The organism is Diaphorobacter sp. LR2014-1, assembly GCF_002916785.1.
Lineage (GTDB): Bacteria > Pseudomonadota > Gammaproteobacteria > Burkholderiales > Burkholderiaceae_C > Diaphorobacter > Diaphorobacter nitroreducens.
The window spans coordinates 104,209-129,242 of sequence record NZ_MTBE01000001.1; the positions used below are offsets into that span (position 1 = coordinate 104,209).

Sequence of the window (25,034 nt, forward strand, 5' to 3'; positions counted from 1 at the left end):
CTTATTTCATAGCAACCCGCTATCAATCCATGCGGATGTTGCGCTCCTTGATCAGCGCGCCCCAGCGGGCCAGCTCCTTGTCCAGGTGCGTGGCCAGCTGCTGCGGCGTGGTACCGATGGGCTCGGCGCCGATGGTCTCGAACTTGGCCACGGTATCGGGCTGCTTCATGGCGTCGATCAGCGCGGCGTTGATCTTGTTCACGATGGCCGCCGGCGTGCCCGCGGGCGCGAACACGGCAAACCAGGGCGAGACCTCGTAGCCCGGCACGCCGGCCTCGGCGATGGTGGGGACGCCCGGCAGCGTGGCCGATCGCTTGGCGCTGGTCACGCCCAGCGCGCGCAGCTTGCCCGACAGGATGTGCGGGCGCGCCGAGGTGATGCTGTCGAACATCAGGTCCACCTGGCCGCCCAGCATGTCGGTCACGGCCGGGCCGCTGCCCTTGTAGGGCACGTGCAGCAGGTTCAACCCGGCCATGGAGGCGAACACCTCGCCCGCCAGGTGAATGGAGGTGCCGTTGCCGGCCGAGGCATAGGTGAGCTTGCCGGGGTCGCGCTTGGCATGGGCGATCACGTCGGCCACGGACTTGTCGGTCGTCTTGGCGGTGTTCACCACCAGCACGTTGGGCACGATGGCCAGCAGGCTGATGGGCGCGAAGTCCTTCACCGGGTCGTAGCTCAGGCGCGGGTACAGCGCCTTGTTGGTGGCCATGCCGATGGACGTGATCATGATGGTGTAGCCATCGGCCGGTGACTTGGCCACGGCGTCGGCGCCGATGTTGCCGCCCGCGCCGGGGCGGTTCTCGATCACGAAGGGCTGGCCCAGCGTGCGGGCAATCACGTCCATGGCGCCGCCCGGAGGGAAGGGCACGACCCACTTGATGGGCTTGGAAGGCCAGTTGGCGTCGGGCTGCGCCATGGCGGCAGCGGGCAGCAGGCCGGCGGCGGCCAGGGTGCAGGCGCCCAGCAGGGCAATGCGGCGGGAGAAAGTCATGGTGTGTCTACCTCAGGTCCAGGATGTCAGGCGGCGGCCACGCGGTCCATGCGTGCCTCGGGGCGCTGCTCGTCGGCCGACAGGGCCTTTTGCAGCACGAAGTCAAAGCGCACGCGGGTGAACGGCGCGCTGATGCCCAGCGATTCATAGCCGGCGGCGGGCGTGCCCGGCTCCAGCGTGACCACCAGGCCGTCGCGCGTGGCGAAGGCGAAGTCGTCGTCCAGGAAGCTGTCGCCCGGAATGTTGACCTGCGTGGTCAGCGTGCGCAGGCCGTCTGCCACCACCAGGAAGTGGATGTGCGCGGGGCGGTTGCCATGGCGGCCCAGGGCGTCGAACAGTTCGGCCGTGGGGCTGCCCGGCGGGATGGCGTAGCCCGGCGGGATGAAGCTGCGAAAGCGATAGCTGCCGTCCGCCCCCGTGCGGATCTTGCGGCGCAGGTGGTAGGGCGCCTGGTCGGGGTCGAAGTGCGAGTAGCGGCCCAGCTCGTTGGCGTGCCACACGTCCACCAGCGCGCCGGCCACGGGCTGGCCGTCGGTGTCGAGCACGCGGCCTTCCATCACCACCACCTCGCCGCGCGGCGGCTCCTCGCCCTCGTCCAGGCGCACCTCGCGCTCGGACAGCGGCGCGCCGGCCACGAACAACGGGCCCTCGATGGCGCGCGGCGTGCCCGCGGCGCGCTGGGCGCGCTCGTCGGCCTCGTCCATGCGGATGTCGATCAAGCGGTCAAAGCCCAGGCCGGCGGTGATCAGGCCCGTCTGGCCGCTGGCGCCCAGGCGCGTGAGCCAGCTCACGCCGGCCCAGAACTCGTCGGGCGTCACGTCCAGGTCTTCGATGGTGCGGAACAGGTCCGTGACGATGCGCTGCGTGATCTGGCGCACGCGGGCATTGCCCTCGGCCACGTGCACGGTGTTGACGATGTCCAGCAACTGCTGGGCGGTGTATTCGGCCATGTCTCTCTCCTGTGGGATGGAATGTGGGGTAAAGGGGGCCGCGCGTCAGTCGGCGGCGCCTTCCTGCACGATGGCCGACGGATGGTTGGCCAGCGGCGTCACGTGGATGTCCATGTAGGGGAACAGCGGCAGCTGCGACAGCAGCTGGTGCAGCTCGTCGTTGGACTGCACGTCGAACACGCTGTAGTTGGCGTACTCGCCCACCACGCGCCAGATGTGGCGCCAGCGGCCGTCACGCTGCAGGTCTTGCGAGTACTTCTTCTCGCGGGCCTTGATTTCGTCGGCCTGCGCGGCGGGCAGGTCGTGGGGAATCTCCACATCCATGCGAACGAGGAACAGCATCTGGGTTTCTCCTGGCAAAAAAAGGGTTCAGGCGGGCTGCGCGCTGGCGCGGCCCAGGTCCACGTGCACGGGCGTGAGGCCCTGGCGTGCACGGTCGAAGCGGTCGAGCCGATCGGGCACCACGGTGAGGCCGAAGCCCGGCCCGTCGGGCAACTGCAGCGCGAAGTCGGAAAGGACCATCTGCTGCTCCACGATGTCGTCCACCAGCAGCTGCGGGCCGAACAGCTCGCAGTTGTGGTGCGTGCCGCCCAGCGTGGCAAACACATGGGCCGAGGCGGCGCTGCCGACGGAGGTCTCCAGCATCGTGCCGCCGTACCAGCCGATGTCGGCGGCGCGCGCCACGTCGGCCACGGCGCGCGTGCGCAGCAGGCCGCCGTGCTTGGCGATCTTGAGCGAGAACACGTGGCAGGCGTTATGGCGCGCCAGGCGCATCGCGTCCTGCGGCGTGCAGACGGTCTCGTCGGCCATCACCAGCGCGGTGTGGGGCAGCGTGGCGGTGAGCTGGCGCAGCGCCTCCTCGTTCCACTGGGCCACGGGCTGCTCGATCAGGCCCACACCGGCGTCGATCATCTCGGGCAGGTAGCGGCGCGCGGCGGCGCCGTCCCAGGCCTGGTTCACGTCCACCGTCATGCTGGCGCGGCCGTCCAGCGCGCGGGCGATGCGTGCCACGTGCGCCACGTCGTCCTGCGGCGCGCGCGCGCCGATCTTCAGCTTGAAGATGCGGTGGCGGCGCGCGGCCAGCATCTTCTCGGCCTCCTCGATGTCCTTGGCGGAGTCGCCGCTGGCCAGCGTCCACGCCAGGGGCAGGCTCTCGCGCTGCTTGCCGCCCAGCAGTTGCCACACGGGCAGGCCCAGGCTGCGCGCCACGGCGTCGATGGCGGCCTGCTCCACGGCGCTCTTGGCAAAGCGGTTGCCCTTGCAGGCCAGGTCCATGCGCTGCAGCAACTGCTCGAAGCGGCCCGCGTCCTGGCCGATCACGGCAGGCGCGAGGTAGCTGTCGATGGCATGCCGGATGCTCTCGGGCGATTCCTCGTTCCACGAGGGGCCGCCGATGGTCGCGGCCTCGCCGAAGCCGCTGGCGCCATCGCTCAGCCACAGCTGCACGATCACGGGGCTCTGGCGCTGGATGGCGCCGAATGAGAGCTTGTGCGGGCGGATCGTGGGGATGTCCAGGATGCGTGCCTGGATGCGTTCGATGCGCAGCACGGAAGCGGAGGGAGAAGTCGTCATGGAAAGCGGGCCGTGGCGGAAAAAAGCGTTACGGGCCATGACCTTAGCGCTGCCCTCGGGGCGAATCCAATGAGATATATTGCAGTTTTCGTTCGACGCCATCGAACAGTCACAGGTTTTAGGGTTAACCCTTAGAACGGATTGCACCCATGGAACTGCGCCAGTTGCGGTACTTCTTGAGCGTGGCCGAGACCGAGCACCTCACCCGCTCGGCGGATGCGCTGTTCGTCACGCAGTCCACGCTCTCGCACGGCCTGCGCCAGCTGGAGGCCGAGCTGGGCGTGCCGCTCTTTGACCGCCTGGGGCGCGGGCTGCGCCTGTCCCAGGCGGGCCACGCCTTTCGCGACCACGCAGCGCGCGCGCTGCAGGAGCTGGAAGCCGGGCGGCAGGCCGTGGCCGACATGAGCGCGCTGCAGACCGGCACGCTCCAAGTGGGCGTGATCCCCACCTTCCTCACGCGCTTCGTGCCCGACGCGGTGGCCGCCTTCAGCGCACGCTACCCGGGCGTACAGCTCACCGTGCGCGACCTGCGCAGCGGCCAGATCGAGGAACTGCTGATCGCCGGTCGGCTGGACCTGGGGATCGCCTTCCATCCGGCCAGCCGCGAGGAGATCGAAGCCGAGCCGCTGTTCGAAGAACGCATGCACCTGGTGGTGCACCAGGGCCACCCGCTGGCGCGCAGGCAGCGCCTGCGGCTGGCCGAGCTGGCGGGCGTGCCGCTGGCGCTGCTGCCGGCCAGTTTTGCCACGCGCCGGCTGATCGACGCGGCCTTCGCCCAGGCGGGCGTAACGCCGCTGGTGCGCGTGGAGATGGAGTCGGTGGATGCGCTGCTGCAGGCCTGCCGCAGCGGGCCGCTGGCCACCATCGCCGCCGAGCATGCGGCCCTGCACGCGGGCCCCGACATGCGCGCCGCCGTGCTCACCGAGCCGCGCACCGTGCGGCGCGCCGGGCTGCTGTGGCGCCGCGGCGCCTCGCGCAGCGCCGCGGCGCGCGAGTTCGTGGCGCTATTGCGGCCCGCCATCGCACGCACCGCTGCTCCGCCTTCCCTGCAGGGCGGTGTTGCACAGCAAGAGTAAAAAATGGCTCTAGCGCTTACCAGTCAATCGTGAGCAGCTATGAACTAAGGAGCGCCTACCACGACCCCGGCTGGCGCGGCAGCAGGCACGGCCTGGGCCGATGCCGGCAGGCCGAAGACGCGGTCGAACGCCCAATTGAAGGCGTAGGTGTAGACAAGGAAGAACAGCAGCAGGCCGGCCTCCATCACCGTGGCCTGCCACAGGCTCACGCCGAACCACCAGGCCATCAGCGGGATGAGGACCAACGCCAGACCGCCCTCGAAGCCCACGGCGTGCACCACGCGCCGCAGTACGGAGCGGCCCTTGACGCGCTGGCGCGCCTCCCAGCGCTCGAACAAGGCGTTGAAGGTCACGTTCCAGGCGATGGCCAGAGCGGACGCGACGACGGCCATCACCCCCGAAGCGCCCGCGCCCTGGCCAATGGCCATGAAGAGCAGGCTGGAGACGATGATCGCGATGATTTCGTAAAGGGTGACAAAAACCACCCGGCGCTTCGGCCCCTGCAGGCCGACAGCATGTGATGTTGCACTCATGCGGCGCAGTATAGGGAGTGAAATCTGAAGAAAAAAGTCATCTTCTTTCAGAAATATTGATAGATTGGCGCATGGCCTTCACCTCCGACAACGTCCTCGTGTTCCTGGCCGTGCTGGACCGCGGCTCGTTCTCCGCCGCGGCGCGGGCGCTGTCGCGCGTGCCCTCGGCCGTGAGCATGGCCATCGCCCAGCTGGAAGCCGAGCTGGACATGCCCCTCTTCGACCGCAGCGGCCGCGAGCCGCGCGCCACGGCGGCCGCGCGTGCGCTGGAGCCGCAGGCACGCGCGCTGGCGGCGCAGCTGCAGCAGCTCAACACCCAGGCGCTGGCGCTGACCCAGGGGCTGGAGGAACGCCTGACCCTGGCCATTGCACCCGAGCTGCTGGCCGCGCGTTGGCACGGCCCGCTGGCCACGCTGGCGCAGGACTACCCGCTGCTGCAAGTGGAGGTGCTGGCCGCGCCCCAGGCCGATGCGCTGGCCCTGCTGCATGCCGGGCGCGCCCAGCTCGCGCTGGTGTTCGAGCGCCCCAGCCTGGACGGGCGGGAAGACTTCCAGGAGGTGGGCAGCGAAACCCTGGTGGCCGTCATCGCGCCGCAACATCCGCTGCTGGCGCCGCGCGCGGCGGGTGCGGGCCCTGCAGGCCTGCGCGAGGAACACCTGGCCGGCACGCGCCAGATCGTCGTGGCCGGGCGCGACCTGGGGCAGACCGATGCGCGCTTCGTCTATGCGCGCCACCATTGGCGCACCGACAGCCACTTGGCCGCGCTGGGCTTGATCGAGGCCGGCCTGGGCTGGGGCTGGCAGCCGCGCGCGTTGGTGGCGCCGCGCATCGCCGCCGGCACGCTGGTGGAACTGCCCCTGGAGAACCTGAGCAACGGCGCCCAGTTGTGGGTGGACGTGGTCTGGTCGCGCGAGCGCCCGCTGGGCCTGGGCGCACGCCGCTTCGTAGAGTTGATGGCGCGCCAGCGCCCCGGCAGCAGCCCGGCGCCACAATAGCCAGGCACTGACCATCTTGAGGAGCGTTCATGCCCACCTACCTGCCACCCTTTGACATCGCCGACGACGCGCTGGCCAAGCAATGGCGCCAGTGGCAGCCCAAGGACTTCGCCCCGAACGGCGGCAACGGCAAGAACGACAAGAACGACAAGCACGCCGACAAGGACAACGGCGCGCTGCACCTGAAGGACTACGACCCTGGCGCCAAGCCTTTTTCCTGCGGCGACAAGGCACTGGACAAGGCCCGCGTGGAGGAGCTGGCGCTGGAGCTGGACGCGCTGCAGGACCTGCTGTACGCCGACCGCCGCTACAAGCTGCTGGTGGTGCTGCAGGGCATGGACACCGCCGGCAAGGACGGCACCGTGCGCGGCGTGTTCGGCCGCATGAGCGCCCTGGGCGTGCATGCCGTGGGCTGGAAGGCGCCCACCGAGCTGGAGCGCGCGCACGACTACCTGTGGCGCATCCACCGCCAGGTGCCGGGCGCGGGCGAACTCACCGTGTTCAACCGCAGCCATTACGAGGACGTGCTGGTGCCCGTGGTGAACGGATGGATCACGCCCGAGCAGCAGCGCCAGCGCTATGCGCACATCAACGACTTCGAGCGGCTGCTGGCCGAAACGGGCACGGTGGTCATGAAGTTCATGCTGCACATCAGCAAGGACGAGCAGCGCCAGCGCCTGCAGGAGCGCCTGGACGACCCCACCAAACACTGGAAGTTCGACATGGGCGACATCCAGGTGCGCGAGCAGTGGGACGCCTACCAGCGCGCCTATGAGGCCTTCCTGCCCGCCACGCACACCCCGTGGGCGCCGTGGACCATCGTGCCCGCCGACTCCAAGACGCACCGCAATCTGATGATCGCCAGCGTGCTGCGCGGCGTGCTGCAGCGGTTGGAACTGCGCTACCCACCGGGCGACCCCGCGCTGAAAAATTTTACAGTCAAATAGGGCTCTAGCGCCTGCATGACAAGCGCCAACAGCTCCTTTTAAAGGAGCAAATTTCACCAAGACGCGGGCATGGCAAGGTTATGCATCGAATGCATTAGATGGAAACATGGCGGCGTTGGACAGCCCTGGGCGACAGGCATAAAGTGCTTCGCTTGGTAGACATTCCCCAAGGAATTCCGCATGTCCAACACCCCCAACCCACCCCTTCCCACCCACGCGCTGCCGTCCTATCTGGACCCCAACCACCTCGGCCCCTGGGGGGTGTATCTGCAGCAAATCGACCGCGTCACCCCTTACCTGGGCAGCCTGGCGCGCTGGGTGGAGACGCTGAAGCGCCCCAAGCGTGCGCTGATCGTGGATGTGCCCATTGAGCTGGACAACGGCACCATCGCCCACTTCGAGGGCTACCGCGTGCAGCACAACGTCAGCCGAGGCCCGGGCAAGGGCGGCGTGCGCTTTCATCAGGACGTGACCCTGTCCGAAGTCATGGCCCTGTCGGCCTGGATGAGCATCAAGAACGCGGCCGTGAACGTGCCCTACGGTGGCGCCAAGGGCGGCATCCGCGTCGACCCCAAGACCCTGTCGAAGGCCGAGCTGGAGCGCCTGACGCGCCGCTACACCAGCGAGATCGGCATCATCATCGGCCCCTCCAAGGACATTCCCGCCCCCGACGTGAACACCAACGCCCAGGTCATGGCCTGGATGATGGACACCTATTCCATGAACGTGGGCACCACCGCCACCGGCGTGGTCACGGGCAAGCCCGTGGACCTGGGTGGCTCGCTGGGCCGCGTGGAGGCCACGGGCCGCGGCGTGTTCACCGTGGGCGTGGAGGCCGCGCGCCTGACCGGCATGGGCATCGAGGGTGCGCGCGTGGCCGTGCAGGGCTTTGGCAACGTGGGTGGCACGGCCGGCAAGCTGTTTGCCGAGGCCGGCGCCAAGGTGGTGGCGGTGCAGGACCACACCGGCAGCATCCACAACGACAAGGGTCTGGACGTGCCGGCGCTGCTGGCGCACGTGCAGCAAACCGGCGGCGTGTGCGGATTCGCCGGCGCCGAGCCCATGGCCAACGACGCCTTCTGGGGCGTGGCCTGCGACATCCTGATCCCCGCAGCGCTGGAGAGCCAGATCACCAAGGACAACGCGGGACGGATCCAGGCCAAGATGGTGATTGAGGGCGCCAACGGCCCCACCACCCCCGAGGCCGACGACATCCTCAACGACAAGGGCGTACTGGTGCTGCCCGACGTGATCTCCAACGCCGGCGGCGTGACGGTCAGCTACTTCGAGTGGGTGCAGGACTTCTCCAGCTTCTTCTGGACCGAGGACGAGATCAACGCCCGCCTGGTGCGCATCATGAAAGAGGCCTTCGCGGGCGTGTGGCAGGTGGCGCAGGAGAACAAGGTCACGCTGCGCACGGCGACCTTCATCGTGGCCTGCAAGCGCATCCTGCATGCGCGCGAGATGCGCGGCCTGTACCCCTGAAACGGCCCGCTCCGTGCGCAAGGCGGCCTGCGGGCCGCCTTTTTCTTTGCCTGCCCTTCCCGGCCCCGGCGCACGCGCATACGGGACATCGCGGATGGCGCGCGCGCACCCCATTTTTATAATCGGCCGTGCAGACTGCCCTTGGCGGCCTGTATGCGCCCTTTTGTTCGGGCGGGCCGCAGTCCCTGTGGCCACCTGCAATCCCGAACCGTCTGCCGGGCGCGTCATCGCGCTGGCCATTCCTACGATGGCCAGTTTCATCGCTCTCCCTGCTGCCTGCGGCAGCGCCACGCCCATGCCTTCCCCGCGAGGGAGCGGCAGGGCGTTTCATCACACAAGGAGTCTCCCCTGGATGCGCATGTCCCAATGCCTGCCTCTCAGTTTTTCCGCCCTCGCCGCCCTCGCCGCCCTCGCCGCCCTCGCCCTGCCGGCCGCCGCGCAGTCGCAAGTGACCATCAGCGGCTATCTGGACACCGGCGTCTTTCGTGACTACGACAAGACCCGCAAGCTGGGGACGATCCAGCGCAGCCATCTGGCGGTGGCCGGCACGGAAGACCTGGGCGGTGGCCTCAAGGCCAACTTCCGCCTGAGCACACGCTTCGAGCTGGACACGGGGCAATCCGAAGGGGCGGGCAGCAAGCCCTTCTGGCATGACGAATCCACCGTGGGCCTGCAGGGCGGCTGGGGCCGGCTGCGCCTGGGCCGCGCCCTCAGCGCGATGTGGAGCCAGGAATGGAAGTTCGACGCCTTCTCCAACTTCAACCGCATTGCCTCCACCGCCTGGCACATGGCCCACTACTACACGCCCACCGACCGCGCCAGCAACAACGGGGCCGCGGAGTACGGGCGCATGACCAACGGCATCTACTACGACTCGCCCACCTGGGACGGCTTCTCGTTCAATGCCAGCGCCTCGACCGAGCGCACCCAGGCACCCGGCCGCGACGGGCGCGGCGGCTCGGTGGCACTGAACTACGACCAGGGCCCGGTGGCCGCCATGGTGGGCTACGAGCGCAACGGCAGCGGTGACAAGGACCTGTTCCTGGGCGGCCTCTACCGCCTGGGCGCCGCCACGCTGATGATGGCCTACGACCACAACCGCGCGGGGAGCAGCCCCGATACGTCGCGCATGGTGTCGGTGGGCGGCAGCTACGCCCTGGGTGTCACCACGCTGCGCGCCAGCTATGGCCGCCAGCGGCTGAACGACGGGGTGACCCACCACATGGCGTCACTGGGGGCGGAGTACCACCTGTCCATGCGCACCATGCTCTACGCGAGCCTGGGGCACCAGCGCTACGAACACAACCCCTCGCGCACGGCGTTCGGCGTGGGCGTGGCCCACGCCTTCTGACGCTGCCTCAGAGCACGCGCTGCGCGCGCAGCGCCTGCAGCTGCGCGGCATCCAGCCCCAGCCGCTCGCGCAGCACCTCGTCGGTGTGCTGACCCAGTGCGGGCGGGGCATAGCGCAGGGTGACGGGCGTGTCGGACAAGCGCAGCGGGCTGGCGGTGGTCACCACGCGGTTGACCACCTCGCCGGCCGGTGGCTGGCCGCCAGGGTAGCGCTCCTGCTCCACGCGCAGTCCGCGTGCGCGCACCTGCGCATCGTCGAACGCCTGGCCGACGTGGTTGATCGGGCCGCAGGGCACGGCCTTGTCCTCCAACAGCGCGATCCAGGCGGCCGTGGGCCGCGTGCGCGTGAGGGCGGCCATCAGGGGGATCAGCGTCTCACGGTGGGTCACCCGGCCGGCGTTGGTGGCAAAGCGTTCGTCGCCGGCCCAGTCGGTACCCGCCGCTTCGCAAAAGCGCGCGAACTGCCCGTCGTTGCCGATGGCCAGCAGCATGTTGCCGTCCTGCGTGGGAAAGTCCTGGTAGGGCACGACGCTGGGGTGGGTGTTGCCCTGGCGCTTCGGAATGTTGCCGGCGTTGAGGAAGCCCGCACCCTGGTTGGCCAGCACCGCCATGGCCACGTCCAGCAACGCCATGTCGATGTGCTGGCCGCGTCCCGTGCGGTGGCGCGCCTCCAGCGCGCCCAGGATGGCGGTGGTGGCATACATGCCGGTGAACAGGTCGATCACGGCCACGCCCACGCGCATCGGGCCGCCGCCAGGCTCGCCATCGGCATGGCCGGTGATGCTCATCAGGCCGCTCATGGCCTGGATCAGCAGGTCGTAGCCGGCCCGCGGCGCATACGGCCCGGTGTGGCCGAAGCCGGTGACCGAGCAGTAGATCAGGCGCGGGTTCAGGGCCGACAGGCTTTCGTAGTCCAGCCCGTAGCGCTTGAGGCCGCCGGTCTTGAAGTTCTCCACCACCACATCGCTTTGCTGGGCCAGCTCGCGGATCAGCCGCTGCCCCTCGGGCGTGGCCATGTCCACGGTGACGGAGCGCTTGTTGCGGTTGCAGGCGGCGAAGTAGCAGGCGTGTTCGCTCGGCTGGCCGTCGGCATCGGGAAAGAACGGCGGGCCCCAGTGGCGCGTGTCGTCGCCATCGCCGGGCTTCTCGATCTTGATCACGTCGGCGCCCATGTCGGCCAGGTTCTGGGTGCACCACGGGCCGGCCAGCACGCGTGAAAGGTCGAGCACGCGCAGATGGCCGAGCGCGCCGGCGCGGCCTGCGCCTGGGGAAGAGGAAGAATCAGGGGTGGTCATGGACAGGCGGTGGTTGCCGAGCGGAAGGCGCATGGTACGGCCCGCCCCGGCGCCGCGGCTTTGCATTTGTGAAAGCTGGCGTTCACGCAGGGCCGCCAGGGTATCCAGCGCTTTCTACAATGCCGGCCATGGCCATGCATTTCGATCTTGTGGATCTGCGCCTGATGGTGCACATCGCCGACGCCAACAGCATGACGCGCGGCGCGGAACTCTCCTTCATCTCCCTGCCGGCGGCCAGCACGCGCATCAAGAACCTGGAAGAAAGCATCGGCACCAAGCTGCTGTACCGCACCAGCCAGGGCGTGACGCTCACACCGCCGGGCCAGGCCTTCGTGTCCCACGCGCGCATGGTGCTCGGGCAGATCGAACACCTGCGCGGCGACATGCAGGAATACGTGCGCGGCATCAAGGGCCATGTGCGCGTGTTCGCCAACACCACCTCTCTGGGCGAATTCCTGCCGCCGGTGCTGCGGCACTTCCTGCGCCGCAACCCCGACGTGAACATCGACCTGCGCGAGCGCCTGTCGCACGACATCGTGCGCGCCGTGACCGAGGGGCAGACCGACATCGGCATCGTTGCCGGCCTGGTGCGTACCGAGAACCTGGAGACCCTGCCCTACCGCCGCGACCGGCTGGTGTTGGTGGTCCCCAAGGGCCATGCCCTCGACGGCGAGATGCAGATCGACTTTGCCGACACGCTGGAGCTGGACTACGTGGGGCTGCACGAATCCAGCGCCATCCATGCCTTCCTGCGCCACGCCAGCGACCAGCTGCACCGCCCGATCAAGCTGCGCATCCAGGTCGGCAACTTCGAGACGGCCTGCCGCATGATCGAGGCCGGCGTGGGCGTGGGCGTGCTGCCCGAGTCCGCCGCCAGCCGCCATGCGCAGGCCATGGACATCGCCATCGTGCCGCTGTCGGACGCCTGGTCGGTGCGCGAGATGCAGATCTGCGTGCGCAGCATGGAGGCCCTGCCCAGCTTTGCGCAGGAACTGGTGGACCTGCTGGTGGCCGATGCGCAGGGGCGGCTGCAGCTGGAGTGACCGCCGCAGCCGCTGCGGCAGCGGCAGCGGCAGCGGCCCGCGCGATCTTTGAGTGAAATTGGCCTCTAGCCCTTGCTAGACAAGCGCTAGCAGCTCACTTTTTTGAATCAAGCGTGGTCGGCGCCAGCCAATACTTGAAGGTGCCGTGTGCGGTGGCCACGAGCCGGCCGTCCTCGTCCAGCAGCTGGCCCGCGCAACTGCACAGGCTGCGCGTGGCATGCACCACCCAGCCTTCGGCCAGCAGCGCGCCGCGCCCCGGGCGGTGAAAGCGGCTGCTCATCTCCACCGTCACCGCGGTCTGCGAGGGCGCCTCGGGCAGCTCGCCCGCGGCGCGCGACATCACGGAATCCAGCAGCGCCATGACCACGCCGCCATGCGCAGCGGGTAACTGGTTGAGCAGTTCCTCGCGCAGGTGCGGCAGGCGCACCTGCACCTTGCCCGGCGGCGCCGGCACCTGCGCGGCGCCGATCAGGCGCATGAAGGCGCTGCGGTCCACCAGCGGCGGCACCCCGCTCATGCGGCGCGCGCCTCGCGCACCATGTTGCGCGCGATGATGATCTGCTGGATCTGCGTCGTGCCCTCGTACAGGCGGAACAGGCGCACGTCGCGGTAAAAGCGCTCGATGCCGTACTCGGCCATGTAGCCTGCGCCGCCCAGGATCTGCACCGCGCGGTCGGCCACGCGGCCGCACATCTCGGTGGCAAACATCTTGGCGCACGAGGCCTCGGTGGAGACGTTGTGCCCGTCGTCGCGGCGGCGCGCGGCGTCAATGGTCATGCATTCGGCGGCGTACAGCTCGGCCTGGCTGTCGGCCAGCATGGCCTGCACCAGCTGGAAGTCGCAGATGGGCTGGCCGAACTGCTTGCGCTCCAGGGCATATGCGAGGGCGTCGCGCAGGATGCGCTGGGCCACGCCCACCGCCACCGCGGCGATGTGGATGCGGCCCTTTTCCAGCACCTTCATGGCGGTCTTGAAGCCGCGGCCCTCCTGCAGGCCGATGAGGTTGGCCGCCGGCACCTTGACGTTGTCGAAGATCACGTCGCAGGTGTGGGCGCCGCGCTGGCCCATCTTTTTGTCGTACTTGCCAAAGCTGATGCCGGGCGTCTTGGCGTCCACGATGAACGAGGACACGCCGCCCGCGCCCTTGTCGGCCGGGTTGGTGCGTGCCATGAGCGTGAACATGCCGGCGTGCGGCGCATTGGTGATGTAGCGCTTGGTGCCGTTGACGATGTAGTGGTCGCCGTCCTTGATGGCCGTGGTGCGCAGCGATGCGGCGTCCGATCCCGCGTCGGGTTCGGTCAGCGCGAACGAGGCGATGACCTCGCCGGTGGCCAGCTTGGGCAGCCACTGGGCCTGCTGCTCGGGCGTGCCATCCATCAGGATGCCCTGCGAGCCGATGCCCACGGTGGTGCCGATGACCGAGCGGAAGGCCGGCGCCGTCTGGCACAGCTCGAACAATACGCGGCACTCCTCCTCCATCGTCAGCTCCAGGCCGCCGAACTTCTCGGGAATGGTCATGCCGAACAGGCCCAGCTCGCGCATCTCCTGCACGATGGACTCGGGGATTTCATCGGTCTCGGCCACTTCGTTCTCGGCCGGCACCAGGCGTTCTCGCACAAAGCGGCGCACGCTGTCGAGCAGGGCTTCCAGGATGTCTGGGTCGCGGATCATGAGGGTTCTTTCTTCGGTATGCGGGTTCAGAGGGTGTCGGCGGTGCCGAGCACGGCGGTGGACTGGCTGGACAGCGTGCCGCCGTTGCCATGCACCACGGCGGTGTCATGACGCGATAGCTGGCGCGCGCCGGCCTCGCCACGCAGCTGGCGCACGGCCTCGATCAGCGCAAAGATGCCGTACATGCCCGGGTGCACGCACGACAGGCCGCCGCCGTTGGTGTTCACGGCCAGGCGCCCGCCGGGCGCGATGCCGCCGTTCTGCACGAAGGCGCCGCCCTCGCCCTTGGCACAGAAGCCCAGGTCTTCCAGGAACAGGAGGGTGTTGATGGTGAAAGCGTCGTACACCTGGGCCATGTCCATGTCTTTGGCCTGCAAACCCGCCATCGCGAAGGCCTGGGCGCCCGACTGCGCTGCCGCGGTGGTCGTCAGGTCGGGCATGCAGGAGATCTGGCGGTTCCAGATGGCCGTGGCATTGCCCAGCACATAGACGGGCGGGTTGGGCAGGTCGCGCGCACGCTCGGCGCGGGTGAGTACCAGGGCGCCGCCACCGTCCGTCACCAGGCAGCAGTCGCGCACGGTGAGCGGGCTGGCGATCGGCCGGGCCGCCAGCACATCCTCGATGGTGAGCGGGTCGCGCATGAACGCCTCGGGGTTCTGCTGCGCCCAGGCGCGTGCGGCCACGGCCACCTCGGCCAGTTGTTCGCGCGTGGTGCCGAATTCGTGCATGTGGCGCGCGGCGGCCAGCGCATAGGCGGACACGGGCAGCACCGGCTCATACGGGAATTCGTACGGCTGCGGGTCCAGGAAGCGGCGTGCGGCCACGCTTTCCTTGCGCCCGAAGGTGGCCGAGCGCTGCGCGCTGCCGTAGCACACCAGCACGGCCTTGCACTGCCCGGCCTCCAGCGCGCGGATGGCGGGCAGCAGGTGGGCGATGAAGCTGGAGCCACCGATCATCGTGCCGTCCACATAGGTCGGGTTGATGCCGAGGTGTTCGATCACCGGCATGGTCCACATGCTGGCGTTCACACTGCAGGTGGCCAGGCCGTCGATGTCCTGCATGGTCAGGCCCGCGTCGGCCACGGCCGCGTGCGCCGCGCGCACCAGCAGCGTCATGTCGTCCATGCCGGGCGCCTCGCCGCAGCCGTAGGTGGCGGCGCCGACGATGGCTGCGCGGCCGCGCAGCGGCCGGTTCACGGCGGCGGCGTCCAGGGGGGATTGCGGAACGCGGCTCATGCGGCACCCCCTTGCGCTGCGGGCTGGAACAGCACCAGGCCGCGCCCGTCCTTCTGCGCCACGCGGGCCTGCACCCGCTGGCCGATGCGCACGTCTTCGGGCGCCACGCCCTCCACGCGGCTCATCATGCGCACGCCTTCATCCAGATCGATCAGCGCGACGTTGTAGTTGCCCCCCGCGTCCGCCTTGCGTGCGATGGTGGTGGCGGAATACACGGTGCCCAGGCCGCTGGCGCGCACCCAGCGCAGCGGGCTGGCGCCGCAATGCGGGCACAGCTCGCGCGGCGTGAATACGTGGTTCTTGCACTGCGGACAGTGCTGCAGGCAAAAGCGGCCGGCATCCAGCTCGGCCTGGTAGTGGGTCTGTGCGCTCAGGTGCATGGGATTCTTCGAGTCTTCGGAGGACGAGGCACAGCATGCCCCGGCCACCGCATCACTTCAATTCGACAATCTGAAAGGGCGTCTTCGCCGCGGCATCAACCCGGCGTGATCCCCGCCGTCTTGATCACCTTGGCCCACTTGTCCAGCTCGCCGCGCAGGCGCTGGCGCATCTGCTCCTGCGTGCCGGGATCGGCCTCGGCGCCGGCGTCCAGCAGGCGCTGGCGCACGGCGGGGTCTTTCATCGCGGTGTTGAAGTCGGCGTTGATCTTGTCCAGCACGGCCTGGGGCGTCTTGGCGGGCGCGAACAGCGCGGCCCACGAATACGCCTCATAGCCGGGCAGGCCCGATTCCACGCCCGTGGGCACGTCGGGCAGCATGGCCGAGCGCTGGCGGCTGGCCACGCCCAGCACCTTCACGCGGCCGCTCTTGATGTGCTGCAGCGCCGTGGGTGCGTCGCTGAACATGAGCTGCACCTGGCCGCCCAGCAGGTCGTTCATCGCGGGTGCGCTGCCCTTGTAGGGAATGTGCTGCAGCTTGGTCCCCGCCTCCATGTTGAACAGCTCGCCCGCCAGGTGCGTGCCGCCCCCGTTGCCCGACGAGCCATAGGCCAGCGGCGTGCCCTTCTTGGCCAGCGCGATCAGCTCCTGGATGGTGTTGGCCGGCACCGAGGGGTGCGCCACGATGAACACGGGGAACATGGCCGCGAAGCTGATGGGCGCGAAGTCCTTCTCGATGTCGTAGGGCAGCTTGCCCATCAACGAGGGGTTGACCGAGTGGTGGATGGCACCCACGAAGAGGCCGTAACCGTCGGGTGCCTCCTTGGCGGCGGCCGTGGCGCCCACCACGCCGCCCGCGCCGGCGCGGTTGTCGATGACGGTGGGCGTCTTCCAGATCTCGGACAGCCTGTGGCTGAAGACGCGGGCGGTGGTGTCCACCGGGCCGCCGGGCGGGAACGGCACGATGAAGCGCACGGGCTTGCTGGGCCAGGGGTCGGCCGCGAGCGCCGCCAGCGGATGCGCGGCGGCAAGCAGGCTGCCGGCGATGAAGCTGCGGCGGGAGGTGGTGGAATGCATTGGTGTGTCTCCTATCGTTCAGGTGGTCAGGCCCAAGGCCTGGTCTTTCAGGGTGCGCTTGAGCACCTTGCCATTGGTATTGGTGGGCAGTTCGCTCAGGGCGACGATGTGGGACGGGCGCTTGTAGGGCGCGAGCAGTTCGCGCAAATGGGACTGCATGGCATCGGCATCCAGCGCGGCGCCGGGGCGCAACTCCACAAAGGCCACGATCTCCTCGTTGCCGTCCTCCACCGTGCGGCCCACCACGGCCGAGCGCTGCACGCTGGGGTGGGTGTTGAGCGCGGTTTCCACCTCGGCGGGGTAGACGTTGAAGCCCGAGCGGATGATCATTTCCTTCAGACGCCCCACGACGAACAGCGCGCCGTCGGCATGCATCTCGCCCAGGTCGCCGCTGGCGTACCAGCCACCTTCGCGCATCACCGCGGCCGTGGCCTTGGGGTCGCGAAAGTACCCGGGCATCAGCCCCCGGCCGCGGATCCACAGCTCACCGCGCTCGCCCAGCGGCAGCGGCTCGCCGGTGGCCGGGTCGGTCACGCGCACCTCGGCCTCGGCCACGGCGTAGCCGGCACTGGTGTCGGGCCGCTGCTCGCCCAGGCGCGTGAGGTGCACCGAGCCTGCGTATTCCGACAGGCCGTAGCCGTGGTGCAGCGCCTGGCCGAAGGCGGCCTCCACGCGCTGCTTCAGCGCCAGGTCCAGCGGGCCCGCCCCGGTGTAGAGGTAGCGTAGCGCTGGCGCCTCGGGCCGCTGGATGCCGCGCTCCTGCAAGTGCGCCAGCAGGCGCGAGAACAGCGCGGGCGGCCCCTGCAGCTGCGACACGCCATGGTGGGCCAGCGCATCCAGCAGGTCGTCGGGATCGAACTGCGGACGCATCACGAGCTGCGCACCGGCCAGCAGCGAGCTGATCAGCACCGTGCCCAGACCGAAGATGTGGGTCATGGGCACAAAGGCGTAGCTGCGGTCCTGCGGACCCAGCGCACGGGATGCCCCCGACACGCGCGCGAAGTGGATCAGCGCATCGTGCGTGAGCATCACGCCCTTGGGCTGGCCCGTGGTGCCCGAGGTGAAGATCAGCGAGGCGACCGTATCGCGCAGCGCACCTGCCTCGGGCTGCGCGTCCTGGAGACCTGCGCCGTGCTGCATGCCCGGCAGCGCGGAATCGACCGCCGCGAAGCGCTGGGCATGCGCGGCGGCGCTGCGCGATGCCGCAGCCGTGAAGAACACCACGCGCGCATCGGCCTTGTCGACGAAGGCGTCGATCTCGGCCGGTGCCATGCGTGCGTTCACGCCGCAGGACCAGGCGCCCACGCGGCTGCAGGCCAGGATCAGCGCAGCATGCTCGGGGCAGTTCTCGGCCACCACCAGCACGCGGTCGCCAGGGCGCACATCCAGGGCCCGCAGTTCGGCCTCGGCCGTGTCGGTGAGCGCGCCCAGGTCGGCAAAACTCAGGCTGCGGCCGTCCGGCAGATGAATGAAGGGCCGCGCGGGCGCCTCGGCCAGCCAGCGGTCCAGCAGGTGATGGATGCGCTCTGCCATCTCAATCCACGGTGATGCCCTGGGTCACCGTGGCCCACATGGCGCGCTCCTGGGCGCCGCGCTCGGCCAGCTTCTGCGGCGCGCCGGTCCACTCGTCGTAGCCCAGTTCCTTGTACCGCTTCTTCAGATCGGGTTGCTGCAACGCGGCATTGACGGCCTTGTTGAGCTTGGCCACCAGCTCGGGCGACATGCCCTTGGGACCATAGACGCCGTACCAACCACCCACGTCGAAGCCCTTGAGGCCGTCGATGCCCGACTCGGCGAACGTGGGCACGTCCGGCAGCGAGGCATTGCGCTGCGGCGAGGTGACGGCAACGGCGCGCACCTTGCCGCTGTGGATGTAGGCGCTGGCGGTGCTGATGATGTCCAGCATCATGTTGAGCTGGCCGCCGATCACGTCCGTCATCGCCGGGGCGTTGCCCTTGTAGGGGATGTGGTTCATCTCGATGCCGCTGCGCTTGGCGAACAGCAGCGCGCCCAGATGGTTGGATCCGCCCACACCGGCCGAGCCGTAGGCCAGCTTGCCCGGATTGGACTTGGCGGTGGCCACCAACTCGCGCACGCTCTTGTAGGGCTCGTTGTTGTTCACCACCAGCACGTTGTAGTAGCTCAGGATGGGCGCCACGGGCGTCAGGTCCTTGGCCGGGTCGAACGGCATCTTGGTCATCACATTGGGGCTGATGGTGATGGTGGGGCTGGCGGCAAACCACAGCGTCATGCCATCGGGCTTGGAGCGCACGACCTCGCTGCCGGCAATGGTGGCGTTGGCGCCGGTCTTGTTCTCCACCATGACCGGCATGCCCAGTTCCTTGGACAGCGCCGGTGCGAACAGGCGCGCCCCCTGGTCCACGGGGCCGCCCGCGGCATAGCCCACGATGAGGCGCACGGGCTGGCCGTCCTGCGCGGCGGCAGGCAGAGCGAAGGCGAAAGGCGCCAGGGCCAGGGCGGCCGTGGCGAGACGACGGGAAGCGGGCATGGTGTGTCTCCTGATGTTGTAGGTAACGCGGGCACCGCTGGGGCGGAGGGCCAGCGCGTTGGCAGCAATGGTGCGGCCCGGTGCGCACGCTGGGAATCTGCTTTTGCCAAAGCCGGGGTTGAGGTGTCCTTAGGGCCAGGCCAACAACGCGCACGCTGGCGCGCGCCTTGCGCCGCAGCCGTGCAAGGCGCCAGGCCACGCAGTCACACGCGGCGGTCTGCGGCGGCGCAGATCCGCCGCTCAGTGCAAGCGCCGCGCGTCAGACGCGCTCGAACACCGCGGCGATGCCCTGGCCGCCGCCGATGCACATGGTCTCCAGGCCGTAGCGGCCCTTGCGGCGCTGCAGCTCGTGCAGCAGCGTGGCCAGGATGCGCACGCCCGTGGCGCCGATGGGGTGGCCCAGCGAGATGCCCGAGCCGTTGACGTTGAGCTTGTGCGCGATGGCATCCTGGTCCTGCCATTCCCAGCCCTTGAGCACGGCCAGCACCTGGCAGGCGAAGGCCTCATTGAGCTCCACCAGATCCATGTCGTCGATGCGCAGGTTCAGCCGCGCGAGCAGCTTCTTCACGGCCGGCACCGGGCCGATGCCCATGTGCGAGGGCTCGCAGCCCGCGGCCGCCCAGCCCACCAGCGTGGCCATGGGCGTGAGGCCCAGCTCTGCCAGCTTGTCCTCAGCCACGATCAGGCAGGCGGCGCTGGCATCGTTTTGCTGGCTGGCATTGCCGGCGGTCACGGTGCCGTTCGGCATCAGCACGCGCAGCTTGGCCAGGCTCTCGGGCGTGACGTCGGCGCGAAAGCCCTCATCGCGGGCAAACGTGACCGGCTCGCCCTTGCGCTGCGGCACCTGCACGGGAACGATTTCGTCGGCAAAGCGGCCCGCCTCCCAGGCGGCCGCCGCGCGCTGGTGGCTGCGCAGCGCGAAGGCATCGGCCTCCTCACGGGTGATGCCATAGTCGCGCGCCAGGTTCTCCGCCGTCTCGATCATTCCGCTGATCTTGCCGAAGCGCTCCACCGGCTGCGAGCGCTCGCGGCCGCGGTCCAGGCGGTCGTAGAAGCGCACGTTGCCCGAGCGCGCGCCCCAGCGCATGTCGGTGCTGTAGTACTCGATGTTGCTCATGCTCTCCACGCCGCCGGCGATGACCACGTCGGCGGCGCCGCTCTGCACCATCATCGACGCGGTGACGATGGCCTGCAGGCCGCCGCCGCAGCGCCGGTCCAGCTGCATGCCCGGCACCGATACCGGCAGCCCTGCCTGCAGCGCGGCCCAGCGGCCCACGCAGGGCACCTCGCTGTTGGCGTACGACTGGGCCATCACCACGTCGTCGATGCGTGCGGGGTCGATGCCGCTTCTCTCAACCACGGCACGCACGGTGGTGGCGGCCAGCTCCTCGACGGGCACGGGCCGCAGGCTGCCGCCAAAGGTGCCGACGGGGGTGCGGACGGGGGTGACGATGGCGGCTCTGCGCATGGTGTTGCTCCTTGAAATATGAATGAAAATGGCCGCTAGCGCTTATCTGACATGCGCTAATAGCTATCAAATTTGAAATACCGCGCCACAGCGGCGCAGCGTGTCGTGGGCCTGGCGCTCCAGGTCGGCGCGGTGTTCGGGGGCGGCAATGTCGATCAGCCGGCGCACGCGGCGCGACAGCGTCTGGCCGCGCAGGTCGGCCACGCCATGCTCGGTGACGATCAGGCCCGCGTCGCTGCGCGGCGTGCTCACCGGGCCCGAGAGCTGCGCCACGATGCGCGTCTTGCCCTTGGCGGTGGCGGGCAGCGCCACGATGGGCAGGCCGCCTTTGCTGCGGGCCGCGCCGCGCAGGAAGTCCACCGCGCCGCCCACGGCGCCCACGTAGCAGCCGGCAGCCACCTCGGCGTTGATCTGGCCCGTGAGGTCTACCTCGATGGCCGCGTTGATGGCGGTGAGCTTGTGGCTGGCGGCAAGCACCCCGGGGTCGTGCGTGTAGTCGGTGCCGCGCAGCTCGATCTGTGGGTTGCGGTGCGCCCAGCGGCGCAGCTTCTCGCCGCCCATGAGGATGCCGCCGATACCCACGCCGGTGTCCAGGCTCTTCCTGGCGTTGGTGAGCACGCCGGCTTCGGCCAGAGCGGCAATGCCGTCGCCTACCGCGCCGCTGTGCAGGCCCAGGTCGCGGTGGCCGTGCAACGCGGCCAGCACGGCCTCGGGCAGGTTGCCGATGCCCAGCTGCAGCGTGGCGCCGTCTTCCACCCACCCCGCCACATGCCGTGCGATGGCCTGCTCCACCGGGCCGGGCGCGCTGCGGCTCTGGTCCAGCGGCGGGTGCTCGGCGTCGATGAGCAGCGCGAAGTCGCTGGCCTGCAGGTGCAGGCCGCCGTGGGTCCAGGGCACGTCGGGGTGCACCTCGGCGATCACCACGCGCGCGCGCTCGATGGCGGCGGGCAGGTATTCCTGCACCAGCCCCAGGCTGTAGCGGCCCTGCGTATCGGGCGGCGACACCTGCAGCAGCACCACGTCGACCGGCAGCACCCCCGCCCGGATCAGACCCGGCAGATGGGAATAGTGGCTGGGCAGGATGTCCAGCACGCCGGCCTGGGCCAGGGCGCGATGCGGCCCGCCTGCGGCATAGCCGAAGAAGTCGATGGCGTCGGCCTGCCCGGGCTGCAGCGTGTCCGACGCGCCGATGCCCACGAACACGCGCAGCCGCCCGCCCTGCGCCAGCGCGTGGCGCTGCTGCACCACGGCGCGCGTGAGCGTCAGCGGCTCGGCCGTGGCCTGGCCCCACCACAGCGTGTCGCCGGGGCGGATCAGTGCTTGCAAGCGTTCGGCCAATGCGCTCATATCAGGCATCCATGGCGCAGCGCGCCACCCGCAACCCATGAAACTGGCGCGCCGGCACCGGTCCGATGGCCGCGGAGCAGGCCATGCCAGCGGACGCCGTGGAGCGGGCTTTGCCCGGCCACTGGCGTCGTCCCCCTGGGGGGATGGCGCCGCAGGCGACACAGGGGGGAGTCATTTCCTGTCCCAGTCGAAGCGCAACGGCTGCTTGTCCTTGAAGCGTCGCACCGCGTCCTGGTGGTAGTCGGAGCCACGGCACACAGATTGCGCATAGGACTCCAGCTCGGCGATGGTGCGCGCGTCGCTCTCGAAGGACTGGTTCATGATGGTCTTGGCCATGCCGATGGCGGCGGTGGAGGCCTCGCCAAAACGCCGCGCCAGCGCCCGCGCGGCCTCGGTCAGCGCCGCGGCGTCGTCCACAATGTCGAACACCATGCCCAGTTGCTGGGCTTCTTCGGCATCGACGGTGCGCGCGGTGAAGACCAGCTCCTTGGCCTTTTGCTGGCCCACGATGCGCGGCAGCAGGTGCATCGCGCCCAGGTCGGGGATCAGGCCAATGCGGCCGAACACCGCGCAGAACTTGGCGCGGCGCGTGGCCAGCACGAAGTCGGCTGCCAGCGCCAGGCTCAGGCCCGCGCCGAAGGCCGGGCCGTCCACCGCGGCGATCACGGGCTTCTCCAGGTTCACGAGTTCAGGGAACCACTGGTGCAGCTCGCGCATGCCCTTGCGAAAGGCCAGGCCGGTGCGGCTGGTGTCCAGCATGGCAGAGATGTCGCCGCCCGAGCAGAACGCGCCGCCCGCGCCGGTGAGGATGACCGCGTGCACCTGCGCGTCGTCGCGCATCTGCGCGATGGCGGCGGCCAGGGCCGGGCGCATGGCCTGGTTGAGCGCGTTGCGTGCCTCGGGGCGGTTCAGGGTGATGGTGCCGATGCCGTCCTGCACGGAGGTCAACACGGGGGATGCACTCATGGCGTGCTCCAGGGTTTTTGATTCAGAACGAGCTCCAGCGCTTACCTATGAAGCGCCGGCAGCTCACTTTTTGATAGCTCACGCCAGTTCGGCGAAGCCGTGGCTCAGCACCACCTTGTCGCGTTCGAGCACACGGGCGCGCAGCTGCACCTGCGCCGGCTGGCCGGGCACGCGCCAGATCTCGGTCACCAACGTCTCGCCTGGGTACACCGGGGCGGCAAAGCGGATGTCCAGCGCCTTGAGGCGCGCGGGATCGCCGCCGCAGCACTGGCGCAGCAGCGCGTGCGCCACCAGGCCGTAACTGGCCAGCCCGTGCAGGATGGGGCGCTCGAAGCCGGCCTGGGCGGCCACGGCCGGGTCGGCGTGCAGCGGGTTGTAGTCGCCCATCAGGCGGTAGAGCAGCGCCGCCTCGGGGCGGGTGGGCTGGGTGTCGGTGAAGTCGGGCGCGCGGTCCTGCGGCGTGGGCTGCAGCGCGGGCAGCGGTGCGTCGCTGGGCTGGCCGCCGCCCTGCTGGCTGTAGCCGCCATCCCCGCGAAGAAAGGTCACCTGCTGCACGGTGGCCAGCAGCTCGCCGGCGGCGGTTTCCAGGCGCCGCTCGGTCACCATGATGGCGCCCTTGCCCTCGCCCTTGTCGGTCAGGTGCGTGATGCGGTTGTGGCCCACGACCTCGCAGCTCGCGGGCAGCGGGCGGTGCAGGCGCATGCGCTGCTCGCCATGCAGGAGCTTGACCCAGTCGATGCCCGTGTCCGGCTCGCGCGCCCAGAAGCCCGGGTAGCCCAGCACCACGGCCTGCGACGGCAGGGCGCGCAGGCCGCCTTCCAGCCCCTCGTAGACGAAGGGCAGCGCGCTGGCGTTCAGCGGATCGTTGCCCAGCCCGAGGCTGAGCGCGTAAAGCATGGTGTCGCGCTCGGTGTAGTGCTGGTGCACCGGCGGGAAAACCCGGCTTTTCAAGTGTTGGTAGTCAATAGCCATTTCGTTCCTCCATGACGCTGCGCGTCACCTGCATCGCTTGAAACTGGCGCGCCCCAGCCCAGGGCAGCCGAGCAAGGGCCTGGGCCGGCCGCACCGCCCCGCAGCGAGGGCTGCGTCCCCCTTCCCGGAGCGCGCAGCGCTGCGAGAGAAGGGGGAAGGCGCGCAGCGCCTCAGGGGGTTGTCTCTGTCACACAGGATCCCAGGAGAACACGTCGCCCGAGCGCTCCATGGGCACGAACGAGGCCTTGAGCGCGGGCATGCCGTGCTCAGCGATGAACTCGGGCGTCCAGCCTTCGCTGCGGTGCACCGAGCGCAGGGGGCGCGGCTGGCTCATCAGGAAGATCTCGTTGTTGCGCACGGCGAAGACCTGGGCGTTCACGTCCTGGGCCTGGTCCGACAGCAGGTACACGGCCAGCGGGGCGATCTTGTTGGGCGTCATCTGCTGGATCTTGGCCACGCGCGCCTGCTGCTCGGGCGTGTCGGTGGGGATCGAGCCGATCATGCGGCTCCACGCAAAGGGCGCGATGCAGTTGGAGCGCACGTGGAACTTCTGCATGTCCAGCGCGATGGACTTGGACAGCGCCACCAGCCCCAGCTTGGCCGCGCTGTAGTTGGCCTGGCCGAAGTTGCCGATCAGGCCCGAGGTGGAGGTCATGTGCACGAAGGCGCCGCTCTCCTGCTCCTTGAAATGGTTGGCGGCCGCGCGGCTCATGTAGTAACTGCCGTACAGGTGCACCTTGAGCACGGCGTCCCACTCGTCCAGGCTCATCTTGTGGAAGAACCGGTCGCGCAGGATGCCCGCGTTGTTGACCACGCCGTCGATACGGCCGAAGTGGTCCAGCGCGCACTGGATGATGCGGCCCGCCGCGGCGGCCTCGGCCACGCTGTCCATGTTGGCCACGGCCTGGCCGCCAGCGGCCTTGATCTCCTCGACCACCTTCTGCGCGGGGCCGGCGTCGGTGCCTTCGCCCGTGGTGGAGGTGCCGATGTCGTTCACCACCACCTTGGCCCCGGCGGCGGCCAGCGCCAGCGCCATGTCGCGCCCGATGCCGCCGCCAGCCCCCGTCACCACCACCACCTTGTCCTGCACCATCTTCTGCGCCATGTCTGTCGTCCTTTGTTTGCGATAGGAAATCAATGGCTGCGAGCATGACGGCAAAGGGCCGCCCGCGCTAT

24 protein-coding genes are annotated in these 25,034 nt (G+C 69.3%); 6 read left to right on the forward strand and 18 right to left on the reverse strand.

All coding sequences use genetic code 11. The annotated features are described in order from the left end of the window. Positions 1 to 22: 22 nt before the first annotated feature. Genes BV908_RS00525 through BV908_RS00540 form a run of 4 tightly spaced genes read right to left on the reverse strand, consistent with a single transcriptional unit; the run spans position 23 to position 3,513 of the window. A complete protein-coding gene (locus BV908_RS00525) occupies positions 23 to 991 on the reverse strand; it encodes a tripartite tricarboxylate transporter substrate binding protein (protein WP_103736877.1) in 969 nt (322 codons plus the stop codon). 26 nt (positions 992 to 1,017) lie between these two features. Further along, the gene (locus BV908_RS00530; protein ID WP_103736878.1) at positions 1,018 to 1,941 is read right to left on the reverse strand and encodes a dioxygenase; all 924 of its coding nucleotides are present in this window, start codon (positions 1,939 to 1,941) and stop codon (positions 1,018 to 1,020) included. Between the two features lie 45 nt (positions 1,942 to 1,986). Continuing rightward, positions 1,987 to 2,283 carry a muconolactone Delta-isomerase gene (gene catC, locus BV908_RS00535; protein ID WP_103736879.1) on the reverse strand — a complete coding sequence of 99 codons (297 nt, stop codon included), beginning with the start codon at positions 2,281 to 2,283 and terminating at the stop codon, positions 1,987 to 1,989. A 27-nt stretch (positions 2,284 to 2,310) separates the two neighbouring features. After that, positions 2,311 to 3,513, reverse strand: coding sequence for a muconate cycloisomerase family protein (locus tag BV908_RS00540; protein ID WP_103736880.1), 1,203 nt, complete (start codon positions 3,511 to 3,513; stop codon positions 2,311 to 2,313). A gap of 149 nt (positions 3,514 to 3,662) precedes the next feature. Here BV908_RS00540 and cynR point away from each other — a divergent pair, with 149 nt between their 5' ends. Beyond that, positions 3,663 to 4,589, forward strand: a complete 927-nt coding sequence (cynR, locus tag BV908_RS00545) for a transcriptional regulator CynR (RefSeq protein ID WP_012655261.1) — start codon at positions 3,663 to 3,665, stop codon at positions 4,587 to 4,589. A 44-nt stretch (positions 4,590 to 4,633) separates the two neighbouring features. Here cynR and BV908_RS00550 read toward each other — a convergent pair whose 3' ends face one another. Next, positions 4,634 to 5,122, reverse strand: a complete 489-nt coding sequence (locus tag BV908_RS00550; RefSeq protein WP_103736881.1) for a PACE efflux transporter — start codon at positions 5,120 to 5,122, stop codon at positions 4,634 to 4,636. A 71-nt stretch (positions 5,123 to 5,193) separates the two neighbouring features. Here BV908_RS00550 and BV908_RS00555 point away from each other — a divergent pair, with 71 nt between their 5' ends. From BV908_RS00555 to BV908_RS00570, 4 genes are all read left to right on the forward strand, one after another. Then, the gene (locus BV908_RS00555) at positions 5,194 to 6,117 is read left to right on the forward strand and encodes a LysR family transcriptional regulator (protein ID WP_103736882.1); all 924 of its coding nucleotides are present in this window, start codon (positions 5,194 to 5,196) and stop codon (positions 6,115 to 6,117) included. A 29-nt stretch (positions 6,118 to 6,146) separates the two neighbouring features. Next, on the forward strand, positions 6,147 to 7,064 hold the full coding sequence (locus tag BV908_RS00560; protein WP_103736883.1) for a PPK2 family polyphosphate kinase: 918 nt from the start codon (positions 6,147 to 6,149) through the stop codon (positions 7,062 to 7,064). 180 nt (positions 7,065 to 7,244) lie between these two features. Further along, entirely contained in the window at positions 7,245 to 8,549 is a 1,305-nt protein-coding gene (locus BV908_RS00565) for a Glu/Leu/Phe/Val dehydrogenase (protein ID WP_103736884.1), read from the forward strand. A 352-nt stretch (positions 8,550 to 8,901) separates the two neighbouring features. Continuing rightward, positions 8,902 to 9,900, forward strand: a complete 999-nt coding sequence (locus tag BV908_RS00570) for a porin (RefSeq protein WP_103736885.1) — start codon at positions 8,902 to 8,904, stop codon at positions 9,898 to 9,900. Between the two features lie 7 nt (positions 9,901 to 9,907). On the opposite strand, the gene BV908_RS00575 is transcribed toward BV908_RS00570, so the two are convergent. Further along, positions 9,908 to 11,194 (reverse strand): CaiB/BaiF CoA-transferase family protein, encoded by a 1,287-nt coding sequence (locus BV908_RS00575; RefSeq protein WP_103737046.1) that lies wholly within the window; start codon positions 11,192 to 11,194, stop codon positions 9,908 to 9,910. 128 nt (positions 11,195 to 11,322) lie between these two features. On the opposite strand from BV908_RS00575, the gene BV908_RS00580 reads away from it, so the two are divergent. Continuing rightward, positions 11,323 to 12,237, forward strand: a complete 915-nt coding sequence (locus BV908_RS00580; RefSeq protein ID WP_041838923.1) for a LysR substrate-binding domain-containing protein — start codon at positions 11,323 to 11,325, stop codon at positions 12,235 to 12,237. Between the two features lie 94 nt (positions 12,238 to 12,331). Here BV908_RS00580 and BV908_RS00585 read toward each other — a convergent pair whose 3' ends face one another. The 12 genes from BV908_RS00585 to BV908_RS00640 all read right to left on the reverse strand — a co-directional run bounded on the left by BV908_RS00585 (position 12,332) and on the right by BV908_RS00640 (position 24,963). Further along, complete coding sequence (locus tag BV908_RS00585; RefSeq protein WP_103736886.1) at positions 12,332 to 12,754, reverse strand: PaaI family thioesterase; 423 nt, start codon at positions 12,752 to 12,754, stop codon at positions 12,332 to 12,334. Continuing rightward, a complete protein-coding gene (locus BV908_RS00590) occupies positions 12,751 to 13,908 on the reverse strand; it encodes an acyl-CoA dehydrogenase family protein (protein ID WP_103736887.1) in 1,158 nt (385 codons plus the stop codon). Before BV908_RS00590 ends, BV908_RS00585 begins: the two co-directional genes overlap by 4 nt. A 26-nt stretch (positions 13,909 to 13,934) precedes the next feature. Further along, the gene (locus BV908_RS00595; RefSeq protein ID WP_047350168.1) at positions 13,935 to 15,143 is read right to left on the reverse strand and encodes a thiolase; all 1,209 of its coding nucleotides are present in this window, start codon (positions 15,141 to 15,143) and stop codon (positions 13,935 to 13,937) included. After that, positions 15,140 to 15,523: a Zn-ribbon domain-containing OB-fold protein gene (locus BV908_RS00600; protein ID WP_012655250.1), complete on the reverse strand. Its 384-nt coding sequence runs from the start codon at positions 15,521 to 15,523 to the stop codon at positions 15,140 to 15,142. The genes BV908_RS00595 and BV908_RS00600 overlap by 4 nt, the downstream gene beginning before the upstream one ends. A 95-nt stretch (positions 15,524 to 15,618) precedes the next feature. Beyond that, a complete protein-coding gene (locus BV908_RS00605; protein ID WP_012655249.1) occupies positions 15,619 to 16,596 on the reverse strand; it encodes a tripartite tricarboxylate transporter substrate binding protein in 978 nt (325 codons plus the stop codon). Positions 16,597 to 16,614: 18 nt separating this feature from the next. Beyond that, a complete protein-coding gene (locus tag BV908_RS00610; protein ID WP_103736888.1) occupies positions 16,615 to 18,129 on the reverse strand; it encodes a class I adenylate-forming enzyme family protein in 1,515 nt (504 codons plus the stop codon). Position 18,130: 1 nt separating this feature from the next. Continuing rightward, a complete protein-coding gene (locus BV908_RS00615) occupies positions 18,131 to 19,105 on the reverse strand; it encodes a tripartite tricarboxylate transporter substrate binding protein (protein WP_103736889.1) in 975 nt (324 codons plus the stop codon). A gap of 259 nt (positions 19,106 to 19,364) precedes the next feature. After that, positions 19,365 to 20,573 carry an acetyl-CoA C-acetyltransferase gene (locus tag BV908_RS00620; protein ID WP_103736890.1) on the reverse strand — a complete coding sequence of 403 codons (1,209 nt, stop codon included), beginning with the start codon at positions 20,571 to 20,573 and terminating at the stop codon, positions 19,365 to 19,367. 66 nt (positions 20,574 to 20,639) lie between these two features. Then, positions 20,640 to 21,920, reverse strand: a complete 1,281-nt coding sequence (locus tag BV908_RS00625; RefSeq protein WP_103736891.1) for an acetyl-CoA hydrolase/transferase C-terminal domain-containing protein — start codon at positions 21,918 to 21,920, stop codon at positions 20,640 to 20,642. A 171-nt stretch (positions 21,921 to 22,091) separates the two neighbouring features. Further along, positions 22,092 to 22,886, reverse strand: a complete 795-nt coding sequence (locus BV908_RS00630) for an enoyl-CoA hydratase/isomerase family protein (protein WP_103736892.1) — start codon at positions 22,884 to 22,886, stop codon at positions 22,092 to 22,094. 78 nt (positions 22,887 to 22,964) lie between these two features. Then, complete coding sequence (locus tag BV908_RS00635) at positions 22,965 to 23,858, reverse strand: MaoC family dehydratase (RefSeq protein ID WP_103736893.1); 894 nt, start codon at positions 23,856 to 23,858, stop codon at positions 22,965 to 22,967. Between the two features lie 187 nt (positions 23,859 to 24,045). Next, complete coding sequence (locus BV908_RS00640) at positions 24,046 to 24,963, reverse strand: SDR family NAD(P)-dependent oxidoreductase (protein WP_011803589.1); 918 nt, start codon at positions 24,961 to 24,963, stop codon at positions 24,046 to 24,048. Positions 24,964 to 25,034: the final 71 nt, after the last annotated feature.

Bases quoted from the DNA above. Each gene is read 5' to 3' on its own strand.
- BV908_RS00525 (WP_103736877.1), bottom strand. From the start codon at position 991: ATGACTTTCTCCCGCCGCATTGCCCTGCTGGGCGCCTGCACCCTGGCC.
- BV908_RS00530 (WP_103736878.1), bottom strand. From the start codon at position 1,941: ATGGCCGAATACACCGCCCAGCAGTTGCTGGACATCGTCAACACCGTG.
- catC (WP_103736879.1), bottom strand. From the start codon at position 2,283: ATGCTGTTCCTCGTTCGCATGGATGTGGAGATTCCCCACGACCTGCCC.
- BV908_RS00540 (WP_103736880.1), bottom strand. From the start codon at position 3,513: ATGACGACTTCTCCCTCCGCTTCCGTGCTGCGCATCGAACGCATCCAG.
- cynR (WP_012655261.1), top strand. From the start codon at position 3,663: ATGGAACTGCGCCAGTTGCGGTACTTCTTGAGCGTGGCCGAGACCGAG.
- BV908_RS00550 (WP_103736881.1), bottom strand. From the start codon at position 5,122: ATGAGTGCAACATCACATGCTGTCGGCCTGCAGGGGCCGAAGCGCCGG.
- BV908_RS00555 (WP_103736882.1), top strand. From the start codon at position 5,194: ATGGCCTTCACCTCCGACAACGTCCTCGTGTTCCTGGCCGTGCTGGAC.
- BV908_RS00560 (WP_103736883.1), top strand. From the start codon at position 6,147: ATGCCCACCTACCTGCCACCCTTTGACATCGCCGACGACGCGCTGGCC.
- BV908_RS00565 (WP_103736884.1), top strand. From the start codon at position 7,245: ATGTCCAACACCCCCAACCCACCCCTTCCCACCCACGCGCTGCCGTCC.
- BV908_RS00570 (WP_103736885.1), top strand. From the start codon at position 8,902: ATGCGCATGTCCCAATGCCTGCCTCTCAGTTTTTCCGCCCTCGCCGCC.
- BV908_RS00575 (WP_103737046.1), bottom strand. From the start codon at position 11,194: ATGACCACCCCTGATTCTTCCTCTTCCCCAGGCGCAGGCCGCGCCGGC.
- BV908_RS00580 (WP_041838923.1), top strand. From the start codon at position 11,323: ATGGCCATGCATTTCGATCTTGTGGATCTGCGCCTGATGGTGCACATC.
- BV908_RS00585 (WP_103736886.1), bottom strand. From the start codon at position 12,754: ATGAGCGGGGTGCCGCCGCTGGTGGACCGCAGCGCCTTCATGCGCCTG.
- BV908_RS00590 (WP_103736887.1), bottom strand. From the start codon at position 13,908: ATGATCCGCGACCCAGACATCCTGGAAGCCCTGCTCGACAGCGTGCGC.
- BV908_RS00595 (WP_047350168.1), bottom strand. From the start codon at position 15,143: ATGAGCCGCGTTCCGCAATCCCCCCTGGACGCCGCCGCCGTGAACCGG.
- BV908_RS00600 (WP_012655250.1), bottom strand. From the start codon at position 15,523: ATGCACCTGAGCGCACAGACCCACTACCAGGCCGAGCTGGATGCCGGC.
- BV908_RS00605 (WP_012655249.1), bottom strand. From the start codon at position 16,596: ATGCATTCCACCACCTCCCGCCGCAGCTTCATCGCCGGCAGCCTGCTT.
- BV908_RS00610 (WP_103736888.1), bottom strand. From the start codon at position 18,129: ATGGCAGAGCGCATCCATCACCTGCTGGACCGCTGGCTGGCCGAGGCG.
- BV908_RS00615 (WP_103736889.1), bottom strand. From the start codon at position 19,105: ATGCCCGCTTCCCGTCGTCTCGCCACGGCCGCCCTGGCCCTGGCGCCT.
- BV908_RS00620 (WP_103736890.1), bottom strand. From the start codon at position 20,573: ATGCGCAGAGCCGCCATCGTCACCCCCGTCCGCACCCCCGTCGGCACC.
- BV908_RS00625 (WP_103736891.1), bottom strand. From the start codon at position 21,920: ATGAGCGCATTGGCCGAACGCTTGCAAGCACTGATCCGCCCCGGCGAC.
- BV908_RS00630 (WP_103736892.1), bottom strand. From the start codon at position 22,886: ATGAGTGCATCCCCCGTGTTGACCTCCGTGCAGGACGGCATCGGCACC.
- BV908_RS00635 (WP_103736893.1), bottom strand. From the start codon at position 23,858: ATGGCTATTGACTACCAACACTTGAAAAGCCGGGTTTTCCCGCCGGTG.
- BV908_RS00640 (WP_011803589.1), bottom strand. From the start codon at position 24,963: ATGGCGCAGAAGATGGTGCAGGACAAGGTGGTGGTGGTGACGGGGGCT.